General features: G+C 70.8%; 24 protein-coding genes. 18 read left to right on the top strand and 6 right to left on the bottom strand.

Going from position 1 to position 23072, the window contains the following annotated elements:
• Entirely contained in the window at positions 1-801 is an 801-nt protein-coding gene (locus E1181_RS12395) for an SDR family oxidoreductase (protein ID WP_132674216.1), read from the top strand.
• A gap of 5 nt (positions 802-806) precedes the next feature.
• On the opposite strand, the gene E1181_RS12390 is transcribed toward E1181_RS12395, so the two are convergent.
• Together E1181_RS12390 and E1181_RS12385 are read right to left on the bottom strand one after the other, a co-directional pair.
• Complete coding sequence (locus tag E1181_RS12390; RefSeq protein ID WP_132674214.1) at positions 807-1811, bottom strand: NADP-dependent oxidoreductase; 1005 nt, start codon at positions 1809-1811, stop codon at positions 807-809.
• 72 nt (positions 1812-1883) lie between these two features.
• Positions 1884-2876 carry a pirin family protein gene (locus E1181_RS12385; RefSeq protein ID WP_132674212.1) on the bottom strand — a complete coding sequence of 331 codons (993 nt, stop codon included), beginning with the start codon at positions 2874-2876 and terminating at the stop codon, positions 1884-1886.
• Positions 2877-2951: 75 nt separating this feature from the next.
• Here E1181_RS12385 and E1181_RS12380 point away from each other — a divergent pair, with 75 nt between their 5' ends.
• Together E1181_RS12380 and E1181_RS12375 are read left to right on the top strand one after the other, a co-directional pair.
• Complete coding sequence (locus tag E1181_RS12380; protein ID WP_132674210.1) at positions 2952-3263, top strand: GNAT family N-acetyltransferase; 312 nt, start codon at positions 2952-2954, stop codon at positions 3261-3263.
• 83 nt (positions 3264-3346) lie between these two features.
• Positions 3347-4330 (top strand): aldo/keto reductase, encoded by a 984-nt coding sequence (locus tag E1181_RS12375; protein ID WP_235876709.1) that lies wholly within the window; start codon positions 3347-3349, stop codon positions 4328-4330.
• Between the two features lie 152 nt (positions 4331-4482).
• Here E1181_RS12375 and E1181_RS12370 read toward each other — a convergent pair whose 3' ends face one another.
• A complete protein-coding gene (locus E1181_RS12370; protein WP_132674208.1) occupies positions 4483-5604 on the bottom strand; it encodes a VIT1/CCC1 transporter family protein in 1122 nt (373 codons plus the stop codon).
• 153 nt (positions 5605-5757) lie between these two features.
• On the opposite strand from E1181_RS12370, the gene E1181_RS12365 reads away from it, so the two are divergent.
• From E1181_RS12365 to E1181_RS12330, 8 genes are all read left to right on the top strand, one after another.
• On the top strand, positions 5758-6315 hold the full coding sequence (locus tag E1181_RS12365) for a YceI family protein (RefSeq protein WP_132674206.1): 558 nt from the start codon (positions 5758-5760) through the stop codon (positions 6313-6315).
• 131 nt (positions 6316-6446) lie between these two features.
• On the top strand, positions 6447-6632 hold the full coding sequence (locus tag E1181_RS12360) for a hypothetical protein (protein WP_132674204.1): 186 nt from the start codon (positions 6447-6449) through the stop codon (positions 6630-6632).
• Between the two features lie 80 nt (positions 6633-6712).
• Positions 6713-8350 carry a cytochrome bc1 complex cytochrome b subunit gene (gene qcrB, locus E1181_RS12355; protein WP_132674202.1) on the top strand — a complete coding sequence of 546 codons (1638 nt, stop codon included), beginning with the start codon at positions 6713-6715 and terminating at the stop codon, positions 8348-8350.
• Positions 8351-8393: 43 nt separating this feature from the next.
• Complete coding sequence (locus E1181_RS12350) at positions 8394-9308, top strand: ribonuclease Z (protein WP_132674200.1); 915 nt, start codon at positions 8394-8396, stop codon at positions 9306-9308.
• Between the two features lie 96 nt (positions 9309-9404).
• Positions 9405-9914, top strand: a complete 510-nt coding sequence (locus E1181_RS12345; RefSeq protein ID WP_132674198.1) for a mycothiol transferase — start codon at positions 9405-9407, stop codon at positions 9912-9914.
• Positions 9915-9953: 39 nt separating this feature from the next.
• Positions 9954-10436: a DnaJ family domain-containing protein gene (locus E1181_RS12340; protein ID WP_132674196.1), complete on the top strand. Its 483-nt coding sequence runs from the start codon at positions 9954-9956 to the stop codon at positions 10434-10436.
• Between the two features lie 197 nt (positions 10437-10633).
• A complete protein-coding gene (locus E1181_RS32765; RefSeq protein ID WP_328590882.1) occupies positions 10634-11122 on the top strand; it encodes a winged helix-turn-helix domain-containing protein in 489 nt (162 codons plus the stop codon).
• A gap of 77 nt (positions 11123-11199) precedes the next feature.
• Positions 11200-12495, top strand: coding sequence for a helix-turn-helix domain-containing protein (locus E1181_RS12330; protein ID WP_132674192.1), 1296 nt, complete (start codon positions 11200-11202; stop codon positions 12493-12495).
• A gap of 6 nt (positions 12496-12501) precedes the next feature.
• Here the strand turns inward: E1181_RS12330 and E1181_RS31420 are convergent, their stop codons facing one another.
• Positions 12502-12801, bottom strand: coding sequence for a hypothetical protein (locus E1181_RS31420; protein ID WP_165944595.1), 300 nt, complete (start codon positions 12799-12801; stop codon positions 12502-12504).
• 198 nt (positions 12802-12999) lie between these two features.
• Here E1181_RS31420 and E1181_RS12320 point away from each other — a divergent pair, with 198 nt between their 5' ends.
• The 6 genes from E1181_RS12320 (at position 13000) to E1181_RS12295 (ending at position 19992) form a co-directional block, all read left to right on the top strand.
• A complete protein-coding gene (locus E1181_RS12320; RefSeq protein WP_132674190.1) occupies positions 13000-13986 on the top strand; it encodes a LacI family DNA-binding transcriptional regulator in 987 nt (328 codons plus the stop codon).
• A 10-nt stretch (positions 13987-13996) separates the two neighbouring features.
• Entirely contained in the window at positions 13997-15469 is a 1473-nt protein-coding gene (locus E1181_RS12315) for a mannitol dehydrogenase family protein (RefSeq protein ID WP_132674188.1), read from the top strand.
• A gap of 29 nt (positions 15470-15498) precedes the next feature.
• On the top strand, positions 15499-16836 hold the full coding sequence (locus E1181_RS12310; RefSeq protein ID WP_132674186.1) for an MFS transporter: 1338 nt from the start codon (positions 15499-15501) through the stop codon (positions 16834-16836).
• 104 nt (positions 16837-16940) lie between these two features.
• Positions 16941-18143 (top strand): sensor histidine kinase, encoded by a 1203-nt coding sequence (locus E1181_RS12305; protein WP_132674184.1) that lies wholly within the window; start codon positions 16941-16943, stop codon positions 18141-18143.
• Complete coding sequence (locus tag E1181_RS12300; RefSeq protein ID WP_268952458.1) at positions 18140-18817, top strand: response regulator; 678 nt, start codon at positions 18140-18142, stop codon at positions 18815-18817. The genes E1181_RS12305 and E1181_RS12300 overlap by 4 nt, the downstream gene beginning before the upstream one ends.
• A gap of 89 nt (positions 18818-18906) precedes the next feature.
• A complete protein-coding gene (locus E1181_RS12295) occupies positions 18907-19992 on the top strand; it encodes a DUF418 domain-containing protein (RefSeq protein ID WP_132674180.1) in 1086 nt (361 codons plus the stop codon).
• Positions 19993-20002: 10 nt separating this feature from the next.
• Here the strand turns inward: E1181_RS12295 and E1181_RS12290 are convergent, their stop codons facing one another.
• On the bottom strand, positions 20003-20791 hold the full coding sequence (locus tag E1181_RS12290; RefSeq protein WP_132674178.1) for an MBL fold metallo-hydrolase: 789 nt from the start codon (positions 20789-20791) through the stop codon (positions 20003-20005).
• Positions 20792-20865: 74 nt separating this feature from the next.
• Between E1181_RS12290 and E1181_RS12285 the strand changes: the two genes are divergently transcribed.
• A complete protein-coding gene (locus tag E1181_RS12285) occupies positions 20866-21075 on the top strand; it encodes a DUF2277 domain-containing protein (protein WP_132674176.1) in 210 nt (69 codons plus the stop codon).
• A gap of 1 nt (position 21076) precedes the next feature.
• Here the strand turns inward: E1181_RS12285 and E1181_RS12280 are convergent, their stop codons facing one another.
• Positions 21077-22996 carry a primary-amine oxidase gene (locus E1181_RS12280; protein ID WP_132674174.1) on the bottom strand — a complete coding sequence of 640 codons (1920 nt, stop codon included), beginning with the start codon at positions 22994-22996 and terminating at the stop codon, positions 21077-21079.
• Positions 22997-23072 lie beyond the last annotated feature (76 nt).

The following is a 23072-nucleotide window of genomic DNA, read 5'->3' as shown; positions in this document are numbered from 1 at the left end:
GTGGAAACGGTCGCGATCACCGGTGGCACAGGTCATCTGGGACGCCAACTGGTTCGCCTGCTCAAGCCCACGCACCGGGTTCGGGTGCTCACCCGCCACCCGGCCACGGACGCCGACGTCGAATGGGTGCCCGGTGATCTGGCCGTCGGCACGGGCATCGAGGAACTCGTCGCCGGGGCGAGCACCGTGGTACACGCGGCGACCTGGTCACCGGGCGCGCAGCGCGGGTACCTGCTGCCGGTCGACTGCTGGCGCAGCCCACCCGACGTCGACGTCGACGGCACCTCGCGGCTGATCGAAGCCGCCGCGGCCGCGGGCGTCGGCCACTTCGTCTACGTCTCGATCGTCGGCATCGACCGACCGGCGCTGCCCTACCTGCGGCTCAAGCACACCGCCGAGGAGCTGGTCAGCGTCTCGGACGTGCCGTGGTCGATCGCGCGGGCCACCCAGTTCCACTGGTTGCTGGACCGGATGTTCGGTCGCGCCGCACGGCTTCCCGCCATCCCGCTGCCCGGCGAGCTGCGCACGCAGCCGGTCGACGAGCGCGATTTCGCCGACTACCTCGTGGGATGCGTGACCGAGGGACCGTCGGGGCGGCGTCCGGACTTCGGCGGTCCCGAGGTGCTCACGCTGAAGCAGGCTCTGACGGCCTGGCGGGAGGCGCGCGGGACGAAGCCGCGCGTGCTCCACGTTCCCGCCCCCAAACGCCTGCGGCGCATCGCGTCGGACTGGACGTGCCCGAACGACCGGCACGGCCGGACCACCTGGGCGGAGTGGCTGCGCGACCACCCCGCCCAGTGAGCTGATCAGGCGATCTTCACCAGCATCTTGCCGGTGTTGTCACCGCGCATCAGGCCCAGGAACGCGTCGGGGGCGTTGCGCAGGCCCTCCACGACCGTCTCGCGGTAGTTGATCTTGCCCTCGGCCAGCCAGCCGCCGACCTCCTTGAAGAACGCGTCCTTGAGGTGGGCGTGGTCCCCGACGATGAAGCCCCGCAGTTTCAGGCGCTTCTGCACGATCATCATCATGTTGCGCGGGCCGGGCTGCGGCGTCTCGTTGTTGTACTGCGAGATCATCCCGCACTCGGCGGCGCGGCCGAAGTCGTTGAACGCCGAGATCGCGGCTTCGAGGTGCTCACCGCCGACGTTGTCGAAGTACACGTCGATGCCCTCGGGCGCGGCTTCCTTGAGCTGCTTGCGGACGGGTCCGTCGTGGTAGTCGAACGCCGCGTCGAAGCCGACCTCGTCGAGCAGGTACTTGACCTTCTCCGGGGAACCGGCGCTGCCGATGACCTTCTTGGCGCCGCGCAGCTTGGCGATCTGGCCGGCCAGCGAGCCCACCGCGCCCGCCGCGCCGGAGACGAACACGACGTCGCCCTCCTTCTGCTCGGCGACCTCGACGAGACCCGCGTAGGCGGTCATGCCGGGCATGCCGAGCACGTAGAGGTAGGCGCTCGGCGGTGCGACGTTCGCGTCGACCTTGGTGGCGTGCTTGACGGGCACGACGGCGTAGTCGCGCCAGCCCAGCATGTGCAGCACGAGGTCACCGGGCTCGTAGCCCTCGGCGTTGCTGCTCACGACCTCACCGACGGCACCGCCCTGGAGGGCCTCGCCGACCTCGAAGGGCGGCACGTAGGACTTGCCCTCGTTCATCCGGCCCCGCATGTACGGGTCGACGCTCATGACCAGGTTGCGGACCAGCACTTCCCCGTCACCCGGCTGCGGAGCCTCCACCTCGACGAAGTCGAAGTTGTCCATCGTCGGCAACCCCTGCGGACGGGACGCGAGGCGGATCTCCAGGCCCTTGCTCATGCAACTGCTCCTTTCATCAGAACACTTTCCCCGGACTCTACGCGGTGGCACGGGCCGGTCGCCGGGGGACGATCAAGATCGATCTCGGACTCGGCCGCGCGCCCGCAACGCCACGTTGGGCAGCTCCGGGGCGGCCAGCGCGGGCGCGGCGTATCCGTGCACGACACCGAAACGCCCTCGCTCGTCGGAGGTTTCGCGGCCCTGCTCCCATTCAGCCCTGGCCCGGGCGACCTCGTCGTGGGTGCGGCCGACGAAGTTCCACCACATGACGATCTCCTCCTCGAACGGCACGCCGCCGAGCAGCATCGCCCGACCGGGCCCGACTGTCTCGATCGTCACGTCGCCGCCGCCCTGCCCCACGTAGAGCATCTCGCCGGTGCGCACCTCCCGGTCGTCGACCACCAGGTCCGACAGCGCCAGCACCGCGTGCTCGAAGTCCCGCTCGACCGGGATGCGCATGCTCGCGCCGGGGTTGATGGTCAGCTCCGCGCCGACCAGCGGGGTGTAGGTCTTGGCCGGCGACGTCGCGCCGAGCAGCGAGCCCATCAGCACCATCACCGAGCCCTCCGGCGTGGTGATCACAGGCAGGTCGCCGTGGTGCTCGAAGTGCGGGTCCACACCCCGCTCGTCGGCGGGCAGCGCGACCCACAGCTGCACGCCGTGCAGGATCGCCGAGTGATCCGCCGGGGACTCCTCGGAGTGCGAGATGCCCTGGCCGGCGGTCATCAGGTTCAGCTGCCCCGGCTCGACGAGCTGCGTGTTGCCCACGCTGTCCCGGTGCAGGACCTGCCCGTCGAGCAGCCAGCTGACGGTCTGCAGGCCGGTGTGCGGGTGCGGCGGGACCTGCATCCCCGCCTGGCCCGAGATGTCCGCCGGGCCGTAGAAGTCGGCGAAGCACCAGGCCCCGACCATCCGGCGGTCGCGGTTGGGCAGCGTCCGGCCGACCAGCATCGCGCGCGGACCGCCGAGCGGAACCTCGCGCGGTCGCAGCAGTTCGGGCTCCGCGACAGCGGTGGTCACGCCTCCGCAGCGCAGCTCGTCGGGGTCGTTCTCGACATTGCTCACGTCGTCAGCCTCCTCCAGCCGGCCCAAGCATGCACAATCATTGTTGAACCATCATCCAATGACGGGAGAGCAGCGGTGAGCACCGAGCCCGAGATCAAGGACAACCCCGACGCCAGCCGCTTCGAGGTCCGCGTCGGCGGGGAGCTTGCCGGCTTCGCCGAGTACAAGCTCAAGCCCGGGCAGATCTCGTTCACCCACACCGAGATCGACGACGGTTACAGCGGTCAGGGCCTGGCGAGCAAGCTGGTGCGCGCCGCGCTGGACGAGGTCCGGGGTCGCGAGCTGGCCGTGCTGCCGTTCTGCCCGTACGTGCGCGGCTGGATCGCCAAGCACTCCGACTACGTCGACCTGGTTCCCGCCGAGCGCCGCGCCGGCTTCGAGCTGTGACGCCACGTCCCAAATTGTGAGCCCCGCTAACTACCAGGGCTAGGCTGGCGATCACCACCACCTACGCGATCAGGAGTCGATCCGTGTCCGACACTCCCCCACGTCGCCGACTCGGCCGCAACGGTCCCGAGGTCAGCGCCATCGGCTACGGCGCGATGGGCCTGTCCGGCGTCTACGGCACCGCCGACGACGCCGAATCGGCGAAGCTGCTCAACGAGCTGCTCGACCTCGGGGTGAACTTCCTCGACACCGCCGACGTCTACGGCGAGGGCCACAACGAGCAGCTCATCAGCGGACTGCTGGCCGACCGCCGCGAGGAAGTCGTGCTTGCCACCAAGTTCGGCGCCAACAAGGAGACCGGCGGAGGCGAGCCCGAGTACGTCCGGCAGGCCGTGGACGCCAGCCTCTCCCGGCTGGGCACCGATCACATCGACCTCTACTACCTGCACCGGTTGGACCGCACCACGCCCATCGAGGACACCGTCGGCGCGATGGCCGAGCTGGTCGCGGAGGGCAAGATCGGCCACATCGGGCTCTCGGAGATCAGCGCCGCTACGTTGCGCCGCGCGCACCAGGTGCACCCGATCACCGCGGTGCAGCAGGAGTACTCGCTGTTCACCCGCGACACGGAGGCCGAGCTGCTGCCGGCGACCCGCGAGCTGGGCGTGAGCCTGGTGGCCTATTCCCCGCTGGGACGCGGGGTGCTCACCGGCTCGTTCACCAGCGCCTCCGACGTGGAGAACCTGGAGGTCCGCAAGAAGCGGTACCCGCGGTTCCAGGAGGAGAGCCTGCAGCGCAACATCGAGCTGACCCGGCCGCTGCGCGAGCACGCGGACCGCCTCGGGATCACCCCGGCGCAGTTGGCGCTGGCGTGGCTGCTGGCCCAGGGCGAGGACGTCCTGCCGATCCCGGGCAGCCGCCGCATCGCGCGCGTGGAGGCCAACGTCCAGGCAGCCCACGTCACCCTCAGCCCGGAGCTCGTCGCGGAGCTGTCCGAGCAGTTCCCGCCCGGCACCGCCGCAGGCGAGCGCTACCACCCGGACGGGATGTCCCGCCTCGACCGCTGACCACCCCGGCCGTGGTCGACGGGCTCACCGGCCCGTCGACCACGGCCGTCACGCGGGCTTGCGACCCCGCACGTCGGCCGTGCACGACGAGCTGATGTCCCTATCGCTGAGCAGTCATCACCAGCCGCCACCTTTCACGGCACCTGCGTCGGTCAGCCGATGGTGGCTCCGAAGAGGACGCCGAGAAGGTAGGTGACCGCTGCGGCTCCCAGGCCGATGGCCAGTTGGCGGAGGGCTCGGGGCAGCGGGGCGGCTCCGGACAGGACGCCGACCGTGGCGCCGGTGAGCATCAGCGCGAGCCCCACCAGCACGACCGAGGCCACGATCGCCACCACCCCGGTCAGGCCCACGGCGAAGGGCAGGACCGGGATCAGCGCACCGGAGGCGAAGAACGCGAAGCTCGACACGGCCGCCTTCGCGCCCGAGCCGACCACCTCGTGGTCGTCGGAGGCCTCCGCCGACACCTCAGCACCTCGGCCGACCTCAGGCGTGGCGTCGGATTCCTGGTGGGCGTGCGGCAACGTCGACCGCAACTGCCGCAGCAGGGCGTCGGCGCGGCGCTGCGCCTCGGCCTCCGCCATGCCCCTGGCCCGGTAGACCAGGGCGAGCTCGTTGGCGTCGACGTCGAGGTGCGGGACGACCGCGCGGGCCTGCGGGTCCGGGGTGGCCGCGGCGAGGAGTTCGCGCTGGGAGCGGACCGAGATGTACTCGCCGGCACCCATCGACAGCGCTCCCGCCAGCAGGCCCGCGAACCCGGTCAGCAGCACGACCTCGGACGACAGGTTCCCGCCGATCACGCCCAGGACCAGCGCGAGGTTGCTGACCAGGCCGTCGTTGGCGCCGAAGACCGCCGCGCGGAACGACCCCGACACCCGGGCGCGACCGCGCGCGGCCAGGGCGCGCACGACCTCCTCGTGGATGCGCTCGTCGGCCGCCATCGAAGCGGGCACGTCCTGGTCGTAGTGGTACGGCGAGCGGCTCTCGGCGCGCTGGGCCAGCGCCAGGACGAACACGGAGCCGAAGCGGCGCGCCAGGGCGACCAGGACGCGCATCCGGAACTGCCCGCGCCGCTGCCGGCCGATCTCGTCGCCGAGCAGGTCCTCCCAGTAGCGGGCGTGGCGCTCCTCGGCCTCGGCCAGACCGAGCAGGATCTCCCGCTCCTCGCCGCTGCGGCGGGCGGCCAGGCTCCGGTAGACGCGGGCCTCCTCGCGCTCGTCGGCGAGCCGTCGCCGCCAGCGTCGGATCGAACGGCCGTCACTGATCTTGTCCTGCACGCGTGCAGCCTCCCAGCGCCGACACGCGGTCACCACTCGACTCGCCGCTCACCCGTTCCAGGGACGAGTGGCGGAGCCCACGCGTGGTTGAAACTTCTACGGCATAGTCGGTGTTGTCCGAATCCCCGTGGGAAGACCAGGGAGCGACCACCCATGAGCGAAGCCACCGACCTCGGAAAGCTCACCGGCGACTACACCATCGACCCGGCGCACTCCCGGCTGGGATTCGTCGCCCGGCACGCGATGGTGACCAAGGTGCGCGGGCAGTTCCTCGACGTCGAGGGCGAGATCCGCATCGACGCCGACGACCCGGCCAACTCCACCGGCACCGCGCGGATGAGGACCTCCAGCATCAGCACCGGCCAGGAGCAGCGCGACGAGCACCTGCGCACCGCCGACTTCTTCGACATCGACAACCACCCGGAGATCGTGTTCACCTCCACCGGGGTGCGACCCCAGGGCGAGAACAGCTTCCGCGTCACCGGTGATCTCACGATCAAGGGCAACACCAAGCCGGTCGAGTTCGACCTGGAGTACACCGGCCAGGCCAAGGACCCCTTCGGCGACGTCCGCGTCGGCTTCGAAGGCGGGCTGCAGGTCAACCGCAAGGACTGGGGCCTGACCTGGAACGCCGCGCTGGAGACCGGCGGCTGGCTGGTCAGCGAGAAGATCACCGTCGAGCTCGACATCTCCGCGGTCAAGAAGGCCTGACAGCACCCGCCGGCGCGGCTGCGGAACACCCGTCCCAGACGTGACACGCGTGATGCCGTCGCGTGACAGCTGGGGCGGGTGTGCAAGGTAGGGTTCCTGCGGCGCCGGGCGGACCGACGGAGGCTGATCGCATGAACCGCAAAGCCGTGACCGTGATCGTGATTCTCGTGGTGCTGGTGTGCGGCTCCCTGCTCGTGCGCGACCCCGTCTCGGCCGCTGAGGCGGTCCGCAACGCGGTCACCGCCATCGTCGGCGCGGTGACCACCGTCATCGGCTCGCTGACCACCTTCTTCGAAGCCCTCTTCCACTCGAAGTAGCACGAACTCGGCTGCTCAGCACCGCCGAAAGCAGTAGTCTGGGTCGGCAATGTCGTGAATCCGGGACACCTGGGGTCGACATGAGCAAGCTGACCCAGCCGACGAAGCCCGAGAGCAAGCTGTCCCGTTCGGTGGCCGAGGGAGCCGACGAGCTGGACAAGCGGTTCCGCGCGGCACCGGGGATGAGGCGCCAGCTCAACAAGGTCTTCCCCACCAACTGGGGTTTCCTGCTCGGCGAGATCGCCCTGTACAGCTTCATCGTCCTGCTGCTGACCGGCACCTACCTCGCGTACTTCTTCGACCCGTCGATGGCCGAGGTGACCTACGACGGCCGGTACACCAACCTGCGCGGCGTCGAGATGTCCCGGGCGTTCGAGAGCACGCTCGACATCTCCTTCGAGGTCAGGGGCGGGATGTTCGCCCGGCAGCTGCACCACTGGGGCGCGCTGATCTTCATGGCCGCGATCGTGGCGCACATGTTCCGGATCTTCTTCACCGGAGCGTTCCGCCGCCCGCGCGAGACGAACTGGCTCATCGGCGTCAGCCTGTTCGTGCTGGGCATGTTCGAGGGCTTCATCGGCTACTCGCTGCCCGACGACCTGCTCTCCGGCACCGGCCTCCGGATCGCCTCCGGCATCCTGCTGTCCATCCCGGTCATCGGCACGTGGCTGCACTGGCTGCTGTTCGGCGCGGAGTTCCCCGGCACCGAGATCATCCCGCGCTTCTACCTGTTCCACGTGTTCCTGCTGCCCGGGATCATCCTCGCGCTCGTGGCGGTCCACCTGGCGATCGTGTGGTACCAGAAGCACACCCAGTACCCGGGCCCCAAGCGCACCGAGTCCAACGTGGTGGGCGTGCGGATCATGCCGGTGTTCGCGGCGAAGTCCGCCGCGTTCTTCCTCATCGTCACCGGTGTGCTGGCGATCATGAGCGGCATCTTCCAGATCAACGCGATCTGGAACTTCGGGCCCTACGTCGCCTCGAAGGTCTCCTCGGCCTCCCAACCGGACTGGTACATGATGTGGACCGACGGGATGGGCCGGTTGTGGCCGCCGTGGGAGCTCTACCTCGGTCCGTTCACCATCGGATCGCCGTTCTTCCCGCTGATCCTGGGCATGGGCCTGGTGTTCACCGTCGCCGCGATGTACCCGATGCTGGAGCGCAAGCTCAGCGGCGACGACGCGCACCACAACCTGCTGCAGCGACCGCGCGACAACCCGGTCCGCACGTCGTTGGGCATGATGGCGATCGCGTTCTTCGTCGTCGTGCTCATCTCCGGGATGAACGACATCGTCGCCTTCGTGTTCAACCTGTCGCTGAACATGATGACCTGGGCCGGGCGCGTCGGAGTGCTGGTGCTCCCACCGCTGGCGTACTACATCACCTACCGGATCTGCATCGGGTTGCAGCGCAGCGACCGCGAGGTGCTGGAGCACGGTGTGGAGACCGGCATCGTCAAGCGGCTCCCGCACGGCGAGTTCATCGAGGTGCACCAGCCGCTCGGCCCGGTCGACGGGCACGGCCACCCGGAACCGCTGGACTACCAGGGGGCACCGGTGCCCAAGAAGATGAACAAGCTCGGCGCCGCGGGGCACTCCGTCCCCGGCAGCCTGCTGCGGCCCGACCCGCCCGAGGAAACCCGGGCGTTGGAGTCCGCGCAGGAACACGACGAGGAATCGCAGGTGAAATCCGGTCGACCACGCCCGCCCGAAGACTGAGGTCCGCTCCGCGCGAGCCGATCCGGCGCATAGGGTGCTCGACGTGTCCAACCGGGAACTCGTCGTGCTCGGCACGGCAAGCCAGGCGCCGACCCGCACCCGCAACCACAACGGCTACCTGCTGCGCTGGGACGGTCTGGGGCTGCTGTTCGACCCGGGTGAGGGCACGCAGCGGCAGATGACCTTCGCCGGCGTCAGCGCCAACGACGTCGACCACCTGTGCATCACGCACTTCCACGGCGATCACTGCCTGGGAGTGCCGGGCGTGGTGCACCGGATGTCGAGCGATCGGGTTCGCGGCGCGGTGCACGCGCACTACCCGGCGTCGGGCGCGAAGTTCTTCGGCCACCTGCGCTACGCGGCGGCCTACGACGACACGGTCCAGCTCGACGAGCACCCGATCACCGGCGACGGCACGATCGCGCGAGGTCCGTTCGGATCGTTGCGGGCGGTGCGGCTGGAGCACCGCATCGAGGTGTTCGGCTACCGGCTCGAAGAACCCGACGGCCGCCGCATGCTGCCGGACGCGCTGGCGGAGCTGGGCGTGCGCGGGCCCGACATCGGCAGGCTCCAGCGGGAGGGGTCGGTGCGGGTCGGCGACCGGACCGTGGAGCTGGCGGAGGTCAGCCAGGAGCGGCCCGGTCAGCGGTTCGCGTTCGTGATGGACACCCGGCTCTGCGACGGCGTGTTCGAGCTGGCCGACGACGCGGACATGCTGGTCATCGAATCGACCTTCCTCGACCAGGACGCCGACCTCGCCGATCGGTACCGGCACCTGACCGCCGCGCAGGCCGCCCGGGTCGCCGCCGACTGCGGGGTGCGGTGCCTGGTGCTGACCCACTTCTCGCAGCGTTACACCGATCCGCGCCGCTTCCACGACGAGGCGGCGGCGGTCTTCGACGGCACGATCGTCGTCGCGTCCGATCTCGACCGCATCCCGGTCCCGCTGCGCCGCTGACACCGCAACACGCCGCCTCGGATCCGCTGCCGGTGAGGCTGGTGCGCCGTACCGTGTGCGCAAGCGTTTACCGCCGGATGTGAGGAGCGGGACCGGATGACCAGCGCCGATGTGCTCGTCGATGCGTTCAGCCGGATTCAGGGAGTGGTGCACGAAGCGGTCGTCGGTCTCGACGAGGAGGCGCTGGCGCATCGCATCGACCCCGACTCCAACTCGATCGCCTGGTTGCTGTGGCACCTGGCGCGGGTGCAGGACGACCACATCGCCGACGTCGCCGAGACCGAGCAGGTGTGGCTGGTGCAGAACTGGGCCGCGCGGTTCGGGCTGCCGCTGGACGAGGAGGACACCGGTTACGGCCACGACTCGGAGCAGGTCGAGTCGGTGCGCGCCTCCGGTGAGCTGCTGACCGGCTACTACGACGCGGTGCACGAGCAGACGCTGCGGTTCGTCACCGGCCTCGGCGACGCCGACCTGGACGAGATCATCGACGCCAGCTGGTCCCCGCCTGTCACCCTCGGCGTGCGCCTGGTGAGCGTGATCGCCGACGACCTGCAGCACGCCGGCCAGGCCGCGCTGCTCAACGGGTTCCTGCGCCGCACCCTCTGATGGTGGCGCGGACCGGCGCTCGTACCGGACAATCACGTCATGGCCGAGCGCAAACCTCCCGGGGTCACCTTCGAGTCGTGGGTGGACCGGCAGATCCGCACCGCCCAGGAGCGCGGCGAGTTCGACGACCTGCCCGGTTCGGGCAAGCCGCTGCCGGGGGCCGGGGAACCGCTGGACGAGCAGTGGTGGATCAAGGAGCAGATCCGCCGCGAGGGCCTCTCCGGTGACGCGCTGCTGCCCACTCCCCTGCGCCTGCGGCGCGAGATCGACCGGCTGCCCGAGACCGTCGCCGAGCTGACCAGCGAGCAGGCCGTGCGCGAGGTCGCCGCCGAGCTCAACCGGCGGATCGTCGAGCACCTGCGCTTCCCGGCCGGCCCGCAGATCGCGATCGCACCGGTCAACGTGGACTCGCTGGTCGAGCGCTGGCGGTCGCAGCGACCGGCCGCGCAGGCACCCGACACCCCGAAACCGTTCGCCGAGCAGGCCCCCAAGCCGCCCAGGCGCCGCTGGTTCCGTCGCTGACCTGCGTATTCCCACTGTACGAGCGCGCTTTGACGAGGGTCACCGTTCCTGATTCCATCTGGTGGCATGGCTTCCGGACCGCTGCTGGTGCAGCGTGCGCACATCGACCTGCTGTGGGTCGCCTCCGCTGCGTGTCCGCGCGGTTGAGCTCTTCCGCTCCCGCCCGTTCACACCCCGCAGCGATGGAGAAACGTGCCATGACGCTGGAACCGACCACAGCTGACTTCGCCCCGGAAGACGCCGGTCTCGTCGAGGTCACCGCCCGATTCGTAGTCACCCGCGAAGACCTGGGCCTGCTCGAGAGGATACTGACCCGCAACGCCGAGCTGCGCGAAGCGATCCCGGCGCAGTCCACGGTGGACGCCGCTCCGGTGGAGTCGCCGAAGCTGCGAATCCTGGTCGCCGCCAGGCAGATCGTCCGCCCGGACGGCACCCACATCCGCTTCACGCGGCTGGAGTTCGACCTGCTGCTGTTCCTGGCCCGCAACCCCGGCCGGGTGCACCACCGCAACACGCTGCTGGCGGCGGTGTGGGACTTCTCCAGCGAACCCCGCACGCGCACGGTCGACGTCCACGTCCGCCGGATCCGCAACAAGCTCGGTCCCGAGACCGGTCTCATCACGACGGTGCGCGGCGTCGGATATCGACTCGATCACGCGGAGCGCATCCGAATCATCACCGACTAGGCCGATCGCGTTGACCCCGACCGGCGATCGCGCAATCCTGGTGAAGTTTCGTCGGCGAACTGAATCCGGGTGGGGACATGAGCGTGGTGATCGGCGTCCTGGTGCACACGCGGCACCAGGAGGTCTTCCGCCAGGCAGCGAGCACCGTCTCCGGCGTGACCCTGCGCTGGGCCGTCTGCGGGGACCCCGCCCAGGCCGGGGACCGATTACGGGAACTGCTCACCTCGCCTGGGGTGAACGGGCTGCTCATCGGCCCGCGTTCCTACGAGGCCGTGCGCGGTGAGGTCCCGGAGGACCTGCCGGTGGCGGTGACGCGGCCGAGCTCGCTCGAGCTGGCGCTGGCGGTCGCGAGGATGCGCAGCGACTACCCCGAGCACCGCAGGGCCAGCATCGACACCTTCGAGCACCACGTGATCCAGGAGGTCGCCACCACGCTCGGCGTCCGCCACTCCGCGCTCCCCTACGCCACCGATCAGCCGATCGCGGAGATCGTGGACCACCACCGCGCGGCGCTGCGCAACGGCGGCGTGGTGATCACCCCGCGCCTGGAGGTCGCCGAAGCGCTGCGCGCGGAGGCACCGGTGGTCGACACCGACCTGCTGGCGGCATCCGTGCGAGCCGAGCTGCAGGACCTGCTGCTGCGGGTGAAGGCCGGTCAGGCCGAGGATTCCCGTTTCGCCGCCGGGGTCTTCCAGGTCCGCGACGGTGAGGACGTCGAGCGCGCGCGGGCGGGGTTGCGCGAAATCCTGCTGCAGGACGCGCACTTGGCCGGCTCCTGGGTGGAGAACCGCGGCAAGCGCGGACTGGTCCTGTTCGCCCACAAGGCGCTGCTGGAGCGCGCGACCGCGGGGTGGCAGGTGGTACCCGCTCTGCAGCAGGCCGAGCACAGCATGGACGTGCGCATCGCAGCCGGTTTCGGGCTGGGCGCTTCGGTGCGCGCCGGGATCGCGCTCGCCGAGCGCGCGGCGGTGCGCGCCGAGGCCGAGCCGCACTCGTGCGGGTTCGTGATCCAGGACAGCGGCGTCATCATCGGACCGATCGGTGGTGGCGGACGGCGCACCGAGTTCTCCTACCGGGACCACAGCGCCGAGCTGGAGCGGATGGCCCGCGAGGTCGGGTTGAGCCCGACGACGCTGTCCCGCTTGGTGTCGCTGGAGCGCGAGTTGCGCGGGCGCGCGGTCTCGCCCAGCGAGCTGGCCACCTTGCTCGGCATCACCGACCCGAGCGGGAGGCGGCTGATCCGCAAGCTCGGCACCGCCGAACTCGTCACGTCCGAGGGCAGCGCGCAACCCACCCGGCGCGGCCGTCCGACCCGCCTCTACCGGCTGCGCGTCGGCGAAGCCCTGGGCCAATCGGGCACCGCGCTCGAGTAGCCCCGCTCAGCCCGGGGGACGGCCAGGCGCCAGGCGGCCAAGGCCGGCGCGCACGTCCGGCGGAAGCGCGTCAAGGTCCACTGTGGTCGCGAGGATGACGCCGATCTCGCCCAGCGGTGCGGCTTTGACCGGCCGTGCCGGACAGAGCGCGGCGGCGACCTGGTCGAGCGGGCGCACCGCGGCGACGCGCAGCGGCAGGGTGGCCAGCCCCAGCAGTTTCAGCGTGGGCTCGTCGCTGCCGGGGCTGATCACGAGCTCGACCACGCGCAACGCCTGCTGCGGGCCGGTGTCCCCGTCGAGCTGCACCAGTGGGCGGGGACGTTCCACGGCTCGCGGGCGCCCCTGTCGGCCGAGGTCTCGCAAGCGGCAGATCGCCGAGGGCGGGCAGGTGCTGCGCCGCGCACTGGCCGAGTGAGTTCGGCAAGAGCTTGACAAGTTTGCGCAAGGTTGGTCAAGATCTGCTCTGCCCGGCGCACCGCCGGGGCGCGACGGAGCGGAGGGGCGATGGCGCCGACCTTGACCGACGTGGCGAAACGGGCCGACGTCGCGCTGTCCACGGCCTCGCGCGCCTTCAGCGACCCGCAGCGGCTCGGCCGGGACACCTTGCGCAAGGTCCTCGACGCGGCCCAGGAGCTCGGCTACCAGACCGCCAAGCCGGCCGAGGCGCAGGTCGCCGGTTCCACGGTAGCGATGGTCGTGCCCGACATCGCCAATCCCGTCTACGGCACGCTGGTCAAGGCGGCGCAGGGCGAAGGCCGCAGGCGCAGGCACACCCTGGTGCTCCACGACACCGACCGCGACCCGGAGCGCGAACGCGAGGCCATCGCCCACCTGCGCAGCCAGGTCTCGGCCATCGTGCTGTGCTCGTCGCGGCTGCCCGCCGACGAACTCGTCGAGCTGTGCGGGTCGACGCCGTCAGTGCTGATCAACCAGGAGCACGACGGCGTCGACTGCGTGCTCGCCGACGCCGGTGACGGCCTGCGCCAGGCGGTCGACTACCTCGCCGCGCTGGGCCACGAGAGCATCGCGTTCGTCTCCGGCTCCACCCACTCCTGGTCCAGCCCCCGCCGCGTGCGGCTCGTCGAAGCCCTCGCCGCCGAGGCCGGCATCGCGCTGCACGTGCTGGACTGGCACGCCGAGACCGTCGCCGCCGGAACGGCCGTGGCCGCCAGCGTGCTGGCCACCGGCGCATCGGCGGTGATCACCCACAACGACCTGGTCGCCTTCGGCGTGATCAAGGGCGCTCGCGCGCTGGGCGTGCAGGTCCCCGACGGGCTCAGCGTCATCGGCATCGACGACGTCGCCCTCACCGAGGTCTCGCGACCGTCGCTGACCTCCATCTCCATCCCGTGGTCCAAGGCGGGATCCCTGAGCATGGAGCTGCTCGGCCCGATCCTGGGCGGCCACCGCCCGCCGCCGCGCAAGCACCTGCTGCCCGCGCACCTGGTCGTGCGCGACTCGACCGTTCCCGCCGCCCGCCGGCCCGCCTGATTGGTTCGCCATGCAACGACTCAACGCGTCCACCACGCCCGTCTCCACCCTGCAGCACCACCGCTCGCTGGGCGCGCCGGGCATCGTCCACCTGGGACTCGGCAACTTCCACCGCGCGCACCAGGCCGTGCACACCGCCCGCGCGCTGGAGCACACCGAGGGGCCGTGGGCGATCGTCGGCGTGGCCAACTCCTCGGCAACGATCGCCGAGGCCATGCGGGAGCAGGACATGCGCTACGGGGTCGTCGAGATCTCCCCGGAACGCACCGAGATCGGCGTCCCGGCCGTGCACAGCGACGTGCTGGTCGCCGCGCAGCAGCCGGACGCCGTGCTGGACGCGCTCTCGGCCCACGAGACCCGCATCGTCACGCTGACGATCACCGAGAAGGGCTACAGCTACTCGCCGCGCACCAAGTCCCTCGACCTCGACGACCCGGGAATCCGCGCCGACCTGGCGGGCGGAGCACCGCGCACCACCATCGGTCGGCTGGCCCGCGCGCTCCAGCGCCGCGCGACCACGCACGCCTCACCGGTGGCGATCCTGAGCTGCGACAACCTCACCGGCAACGGTGAGCTCACCGGGCGCCTGGTGCGCGAGTTCGCCGAGGCCCTGCCCGCCGCCGAACGCGAAGACCTGCTCGCCTACCTGCGCGGCTCGGTCAGCTTCCCGAACGGGATGGTCGACCGGATCGTGCCGGCGACCACCGACGCCTACCGCCAGGCCGTCGCCGACCGGCTCGGACTGCGCGACGAGGCCCCGGTGCCCGCCGAGCCGTTCAGCATGTGGGTGCTGGAGGACCACTTCGCCGCCGGACGTCCGGCCTGGGAGCACGGCGGGGTCACCTTCACCGACGACGTCGAGCCCTACGAGCTGATGAAGTTGCGGCTGCTCAACGGCACGCACTCGCTGATCGCCTACCTGGGCGCGCTCGACGGCTGCGACCTGATCGCCGACGCGATCGCCCGGCCGCACATCGCCGAGGCCGCGCGGCGGCTGATGCGCGCCGACTACCTGCCGACGCTGACGATGCCCGCCGACATCGACTTCGAGGACTACTCCGCCCAGCTGTTCACGCGCTGGAGCAACAGCGCGCTGGGCCACCGCACCCGGCAGGTCGGCTCCGACGGCTCGACCAAGCTCGCCCAGCGCGTCCCGGAACCGGCCGCGCTGCACCTCAAGGCCGGTCGGGTGCCGCAGCACCTCGCGCTCAGCGTAGCCGCCTACCTGCGCTGCACCACCGCGCCCGAGACCACCGAGCACACCGCGGCGATGGTCGATCCGGCCGCCGAGGCGCTGCGCACCGCGCGCGAGAACGCCTCCAGCACGCGCGAGTTCGTCGCCACCGCCCTGCGCGACGGTCTGCTCGGCGACGAACTCGCCGCGCACCAGGAGTTCCAGGCGCGGGTCGCCGAGCTCGTCGACGTGCTCAGCGCCCACGGGGTCGCCGCGGCGACCGAAGAAGCCCTGCAAGCCAACGGATAACGGACCGCACGACGAGATTGCGTGGACCCATGAGCGAACAAAGAAGTTCCACTGCGGACACCACCGAGGCACCTCCCGACCGCAAGGCCGTGCGGCGCGCGGCGTGGGCCGGCCTGATCGGCACGACGCTGGAGCAGTACGACTTCGTCATCTACGGCACCGCGTCGGCGCTGATCTTCAGCAAGCTGTTCTTCCCGAACATCTCGCCGGTCGCCGGGATCCTGGCCTCCTTCAGCGCCTACGCGGTCGGATTCGCCGCGCGGCCGCTGGGCGGGCTGATCTTCTCCCGCTTCGGTGACCGGCTGGGCCGCAAGTGGGTCCTGGTGGCCACGCTGCTGCTGATGGGCGGGTCCACGCTGGCCATCGGCCTGCTGCCCACCTATTCGCAGGTGGGGCTCTTAGCACCGATCCTGCTGGTCGCGTGCCGGTTCTTCCAGGGCATGGGCGCCGGTGCCGAGCAGGCCGGTGGCGCAACGCTGCTCACCGAGACCGCGGGCAGGGGCAAGCGCGGAGCGCTGGCGTCGCTGGTGATGACCGGGGCCGCGCTGGGCACCGCGCTCGGAGCTGTCGCGTGGATCCTCGCTCAGTCGCTGCCCGAGGACGCCTTGATGAGCTGGGGCTGGCGGCTGGTGTTCGGCAGCAGCCTGCTGGTCACGATCGCCGCGCTGGTCATCCGGCGCAAGCTCAACGAGAGCCCGGTGTTCCAGGAGCTCAAGGAGCAGGTCGGCGAGACGAAGGCGCCGGTCGCCGAGACGTTCCGCAAGGGCCGCAAGCCGCTGCTGCTGGCGTTCTTCCTCAACGTCGGTTCCAACGCCCAGTCCTACACCTACCAGGTGTTCATGGCTTCCTACCTGGTCTCCACGGTCGGGATGGACAAGGCGTTCGTGCCGAAGGTGCTGCTGCTGGGCGCGATCTGCGGTGGCATCGCCGCCTTCGGGTTCGGCGCGCTGTCCGACGTGGTCGGCCGCAAGAGCGTCTACTCCACCATCATGGGCGCGCTGGTGCTGCTGCCGGTGCCGACGTTCATCGCGCTCAACACCGGCTCGCCGGTGGCGATCACGGTGGCGATCGTGCTCGGGTTCATCCTGGCCTGCCACGGTTCGGTCGGGGTGCAGATGAGCTACTTCCCGGAGCTGTTCGGCAACCGCTACCGCTACGCGGGCGTGGCCCTGGGCCGCGAGTTCTCCTCGGTCGTCGGCGGTGGCGTCGCGCCGCTGATCTGCGCGGGCCTGATGGCCGCGTTCGGCGGATCGTGGGTCCCGGTCGCGATCTACATGATGGTGATGATGGCGATCAGCTTCATCGCCTCCCTCGTCGCCCCGGAGACCAAGGACCGCGACCTCAACGTCGCCCACGACGCGGTCTGAGTCGTGCGCCTGGAGCGGGCATCGGCCACGCGGCCGATGCCCGCTCCGCCACATCGTCCGCGCGGCTGATCCGGCGGGGAATCCGCATGTCATAGCCTCTCGACGTGCACAACGAGGTTCCCGACGAGGGCGCTGCCCTCCCCCGCCCCGCCCGGCACGCGCTCACCGCCGGGTTGTGCGGGGCGCTGCTGCTCGTGTGGTTGCTGGACCTGGAGTCCTCCGACGGCATCCGCGACGGGGACAACAACTGGATCCCGCCGCTGGTCGCCGGAGCCGTCGCCGCGCTGCTGCTGTTCATCCCCGACCGGTACGTCTCGCTGCACCGGCGTTGCTGGATCGCCGCGGTCGGCTCGCTGGCGCTGACCGCGACGATGCTGCTGACCACCGAGGTCAGGGGCAACTGGGGCGTGCTGGAGTCGATCTGCCTGCTGATCCTGCTCGGCCGGGCGTGCCGCCGGATCCCGGTGCCGCTGGTCGCGCTGCCGCTCGGGCTCGCCGTGATCACCGGACCCGCTCGGAGCTTCGGCTGGGATCCGGCGGAGTTCACCTCCGTGCTCACCTTCTCGTTCCTGCTGACCTTCGCCACCGGTGGCGTGATCGGTCTGGGGTGCTACCTGCGCGTCCTCGACTCCCGCCGGGCCCGCGCGGTGGAGTCGGTGCGGCAGGGTGAACGCCTGGAACTGGCGCGCGACCTGCACGACTTCGTCGCCCACCACGTCACCGGGATCGTGGTGCAGGCCAACGCGGCGCGCGCGATCCGCGACACGGCGCCCGAGAAGATCGACGCGATCCTGACCGACATCCACGACGCGGGGACCGAGACGCTCGACTCGATGCGACGGCTGGTCCGGGTGCTGCGAGAGGTCGACGGCCCACCCCGGCGCCACGGCGAGCTGTTCAGCGAGATCGCGGCGCTGGTCAGCGATTTCTGCACCGGCGAGGACCAGCGCGCGACGCTGTCGGTCGCCGCGGCCGCTCGCAGCGCGCGACTCGCGCCCGAGGTGGAGACCTCCGTGCACCGGTTGGTGCAGGAGTCGCTGACCAACGCGCGGCGGCACGCGCCGGGTGCGCTGGTGTCGGTGCGGATCGACCTGTCCGACGACCGGCTGCGGGTCGAGGTCGCCAACACCCCGCCCGTCGAGCGGACCGCGCTGCCCGTGGGCGGCCACGGCGGTTTCGGCGTCGTCGGACTTCGCGAACGGGTGTCCGCCGTGGACGGCACGATGGAAGCCGGCGCCACGCCCGACGGCGGATGGCGCATCGCCGCCGACTTCCCGGTGCTGGGCGTGCCAGACTCTTCGGCGTGAGCGACACCCCGACACGAGTGCTCATCGCCGACGACCAGCGGTTGGTGCGCAGCGGTTTCCGGATGATCCTCGACGCCCGGCCGGACATCGAGGTGGTCGGCGAGGCCGCCGACGGCGCCGAGTGCGTCGAGCTGGCCAGGCGGCTCCGCCCGGACGTCTGCCTGGTCGACATCCGGATGCCGGAGCTCGACGGCTTGGAGGTGACCCGGGTCCTGGCCGGTCCCGCCACCGCCGAACCGATGCGCGTGGTGGTCGTGACCACCTTCGACCAGGACGACTACGTGCACGAGGCGTTGCGCAACGGCGCCTGCGGTTTCCTGCTCAAGGACGCCAGCCCGGCGCTACTGGTCGAAGCCGTGGAGGCCGCGCACCGCGGCGACGCGCTGATCTCACCGGCGGTGACGGTCCGGCTGCTGCACCGGCTGGAGCCCCAGAAGGCACCTGATCGCGCTCGCACACCACCCGCGGTGCTGTCCGAGCGCGAGCTGGACGTGGCGCGGCTGGTGGCGGTGGGCCGCACCAACCAGGAGATCTGCGGCGAGCTGTACCTCTCGCTCGGGACCGTCAAGACCCACCTGACCAACATCCAGTCCAAGCTGGGGACGCGCAACCGGGTGGAGATCGCGGCGTGGGCGTGGTCGACCGGCGCCGTCACCGCCGACCACACCGGCTGACAATCCCGTCGGATTCCGGACTTTCGGCCGAGGGAGATCGGCCCGCAGGCCGAGGCGGGGAACCGCTCCCGCGGTGCACCGTAGCGGTCATGAGCACTTCAGGAAGCGAATCCTCTCGGGCGGTCGTGGCCCGAACCGTTGATCCACAACCTCCCCACCCGGTCGGTTCGGGCCGGAACCGCCCGGCTTCCACCGGCGAGTCCGCACCGCGCCGGGTCACCGAGTGGGACGCCCTCCGGGGCTTCGCGCTCTGCGGCATCCTGCTCGTCAACATCCCGCAGATCACCCGCATGGCCCACGGCTCCGAGAACGGCGTGTCGAACCTCATCTCGAACGGCCTCGGGATGCTGGTGGAGCAGCACTTCTACCCGATCTTCGCGTTCCTGTTCGGGCTGAGCTTCTCGCTGTTCCTGGAGGGCGCCCAGCAGCGCTCCCGCCGTCCCCGCCTGATGCTGGCGCGCCGGCTGCTCGTCCTCGGGCTCCTCGGCGCAGCCCACCACGTGCTGCAGCCGGGCGAGGCGCTGCTGCCCTACGCGATCTTCGGCCTGCTGGTCCTGCTGCCCGCGTCGTGGTTGCCGACCGGGGTTCTGGTGCCCGCGAGCGTTCTCGCCGCCGTCGCCGGGTTCACCGTGGTCTCGGGCGGGATGTTCAGCATCCCGGGGCTGTTCCTGCTGGGCCTGGCGTGCGCCCGGACCGGCATCGCGCGGACCATCGACCGCCGTCCCGGACAGCTCGCCGCGGTGCTGGCCATCGCGGTGGTGCTGAGCGTGCCGGCCGTCTGGGCGCAGCTGGTGTACCCGCCGGACGGTCCGCTGGCGACCCGCATCACGGCGGCGGCCGGTGCTCTCGGGGCCGTCGCCTACGCCTCGGCGTTCCTGCTCGTGCTCCGCACGAGGATCGGCCGACCGCTGGCGGCGCTGGTGGAACCGCTCGGCCGGATGGCGCTGACCAACTACCTCACCGCCACGCTCCTCGTCGTCGCCGCGGCCGGTCCGCTGGGCCTGCGCGAATCCACCGACTGGTCCACCGCGCTGGTGCTGGCGCTGATCGTTCTCGCCGTGCAGGCGGCCTTCAGCCACTGGTGGCTCGGGAGGTTCCGCTACGGCCCCGCGGAGTGGGCGCTGCGCACCGCGACCTGGTGGACGCCGATGCCGCTGCGCCGCAGGCCCGCGTAGGTCCGCGGCCTCACTCCTCGCGCACGAACCGCAGGTAGCGGGCTGCCGAGCGCTGGACGATCTCGTGGGCGCCGGTGGGGATCACCGTGTCCCACCAGGCCCCGTGGAGGGAGTCGAAGGGGAGACCGTCGAGGAGCTCGGCGGCCCGCTGCACGACGCTGGGCCGTTCCGGGATGAGGTTCGGGTAGCTGTACATGAAGCCGACGTGCGTGCGGTCCGGGATGACCTGGACGATGTCGCCGGTGAACAGCGAACCCCTCCCGGCGGTGCTGTGCAGGACCGTGCCGCCCGCGAAGTGGACGCCGAGGTTGATCAGCGTCAGGCCGGGGACGATCTCGTGGGTCGTGCCGCTCCAGAACCGGATCGCCGGGTCCGGGCGGCCGACCCACTGCCGGTCGGCTTCGTGCAGGTGGATGGGCACGTCGAAGGCGCGGGCCCACTCGATCATCGTCGTGTAGTAGTGCGGGTGGCTGATGGCGATGCCGATCAGGCCGCCCAGGTCGTTGATGGCGCTGACGATCTCGTCGTCCAGGTAGGCCGTGCAGTCCCAGAGGACGTTGCCCGCGTCGGTGCGCACCAGCAGAGCCCGCTGGCCGATGGCGAACTTCGGTTCGCAGCCGATGCCCAGCACGCCGCCCTCGTCGCGCAGCACGGCGCTGCGCTTGGCCCGGAGGGCGTCCAGGTCGGTCCACTGCTGGCCCTCGCGCGGGACCCACTGGCGTTCGTCCTCGCAGATCGGGCAGTCCTCGCGGGCCTCGGCGTACTGCATCCCGCAGGTCGCGCAGATCGGCAGCCCCATCGTCCCTCCCCGGTGTCGGCGCCGAGCCCACGCTACCGCTGGTTCCTGTCAGAGGTGAGGCGGACAATGCGGGCATGTGCCGCAGCATCAAGACCCTCCGCCCGCCCTACGCCGAGCAGGTCACCGACGCCGACGTGCGGGCCGCCGCCCTGCAGTACGTCCGCAAGATCTCCGGGTTCCGGGCGCCTGCCGCCCACAACGCCGAGAGCTTCGAACAGGCGGTGGACGAGATCGAGCGCGCCACCGCGAAGCTCCTCGGGTCGTTGCAGGTCAGAGGCCGGTAGATCACTCCCGGTGGCAGTCGGCGGCGGTCGAGCGCGGGACGTCGAGGGTGGGGTTGCGGTCGAAGAACCCGCCCGGTGTGAGCGTGAACCCCGCGCGGTCGACGGGCATGATCGGCCAGTCCTCGGGCCGCGGGAAGTGGGTGAGCCCGAAGGTGTGCCAAACGACGATGTCCTGGCCGTCGATGTCGCGGTCCGCCGCCGCCCAGGCCGGTAGGCCGGCGCCACCGGGGTTCTGGTTGACCAGGTCGCCTGCCGGGTAGCGCTGCTCGGGGTCGTAGCGGGTGACCCACAGGTGCTTGGTCGCGAAGGTCCCCCGGGCGTGCACCGAGGCCGACTCGTCGGCGAGCATGACCGGCTGGCCTTCGGGGTGCAGGACGTAGGAGACGTTGTCGCCGTAGCGGTTCTGGCTGCCGGGGTTGACGATGTGCCAGGTCCGGGCCCGGGAGTTGTCGGCGAGCCGGGCGGCCTGGCCCTCGGTGCTCAGCCGGGTCCTCTTGGCCCGGAACGCGTTTCCGCGCGGGTTGGTCTCGCTGACCGGGAGGCGTTCGGCCTCGACCTCCTCCACCGCGTTGTGCTGCCCGTCCACGGCCGGGTCGAGCCGGGCGCAGAACAGGTGCTGGTGGAACGGGGCGCCCAGGCCGGGAGCGATCTGGGTGGCGTGCTCGTGGCCCTCCTCGGGGTAGGCGGAGGTGAAGGTGATGCCGGTGGCCTTGCACTCCAGCTGGATGGTGCCGTCGAGGTAGAAGTACCAGTAGAAGCCGTAGTCGTAGTTGCCGACGGTGGTGAAGAACGAGATCACCAGCCGGCGCTGCCGCCGGGTCTCCTGCGAGCCGGTGAACAGGTCGGTGTGCTTCCAGAGCACCCCGTAGTCCTCCTCGTGCATGCAGATGCCGTTGCGGATGGTGCGCGGCCTGCCGAAGTCGTCGGCCACCACCGCGTCGAAGTAGTGGATCTCGCCGAGGCAGTCGCAGCCCAGTTCCAGCGAGTTGGTGTAGCGGGCGAACATGTACTCGCCGCAGTCGAAGTAGTTCTGCCAGAACCGCACCGGAGACGGGTCGGCGTAGGGCACCACCATCTCGGCGATCGACGCGCGGTGCAGCACCGGCCGCTGGTGGAACGACAGCTGGTGCAGGGTGAGCCCTTCCCGCTCGTTGAAACCCAGTCGCAGGTCCCAGTTCTCCCAGCGCACCCGGTGGCCCTCGACGCTGAAGCTCGGCCCTTCGGGCTGGGTGATCTCGATGGGCCGCAGGCTCGTGCGGGCCGGTCCGGTGACCTCGGGGTCGTCGAAGTTGCCCGACTCCTGCGGGACCGGCAGCTCGCGGTGGTCGATGACGCGGGTGACCTCGCGGTGGGTGAGGTCGATGTAGGCGCACAGCCCGTCCACCGGGTGCGCCCACGGGTGGTCCGCCGGGTGGAGCTGCTGGAACCCCAGCGACCGGATGATGCGCTTGCCCCGCTCCCCCGGCTCGTCGTAGACGCCCGCCGACAGCGGTGCGGCGCGCACCGTGGCCGGGTCGATGCCGCGCTTGCGCAGCGCGGAGGTCCAGCGCTCGTCGGCGTTGACGATCTCCTCGACCAGCTCGAACTCCGTGTCGATGATCGGCGGTTGCCCGTCGACCGCCGGGTCCAGCCGGCGCGCGGAGTCCACAGTGGATCGGGTGGCGGAGACGACGGTGTCGTGCGAGACGCCGCTGGCCAGGTCCAGCAGCACCGCCCGGAACCGGCGGTCCACGTCCTGGCCGGGCCGGTGGGCCAGCGCCGCTTGTCTGTCGGGTTCTTCGAGCGCGACGAAGGTGAACCGGACGTTCTCGCCGAGCAGCCCGGCTTCGTCGAGCGCCGCGCGGACCGCGGTCACCTCCTCGGCGGTCATCGGGTCCAGCGGGTGCGTGGTCGTGGTGGCGGGCTGCTCGGCGATGGTCATGCTTCCCTCCCCAGAACGGCCGCCGGTCCGGCGGCGGCAGGCCATCACCAGCATGGCGCTGATGGCCCTCGCAGGC

It is taken from the genome of Saccharopolyspora terrae, from assembly GCF_004348435.1.
Taxonomy (GTDB): Bacteria; Actinomycetota; Actinomycetes; order Mycobacteriales; family Pseudonocardiaceae; genus Saccharopolyspora; species Saccharopolyspora endophytica.
The sequence above is the reverse complement of the archived record's forward strand: the minus strand, read 5'-3'. Positions and strand labels throughout refer to the sequence as shown.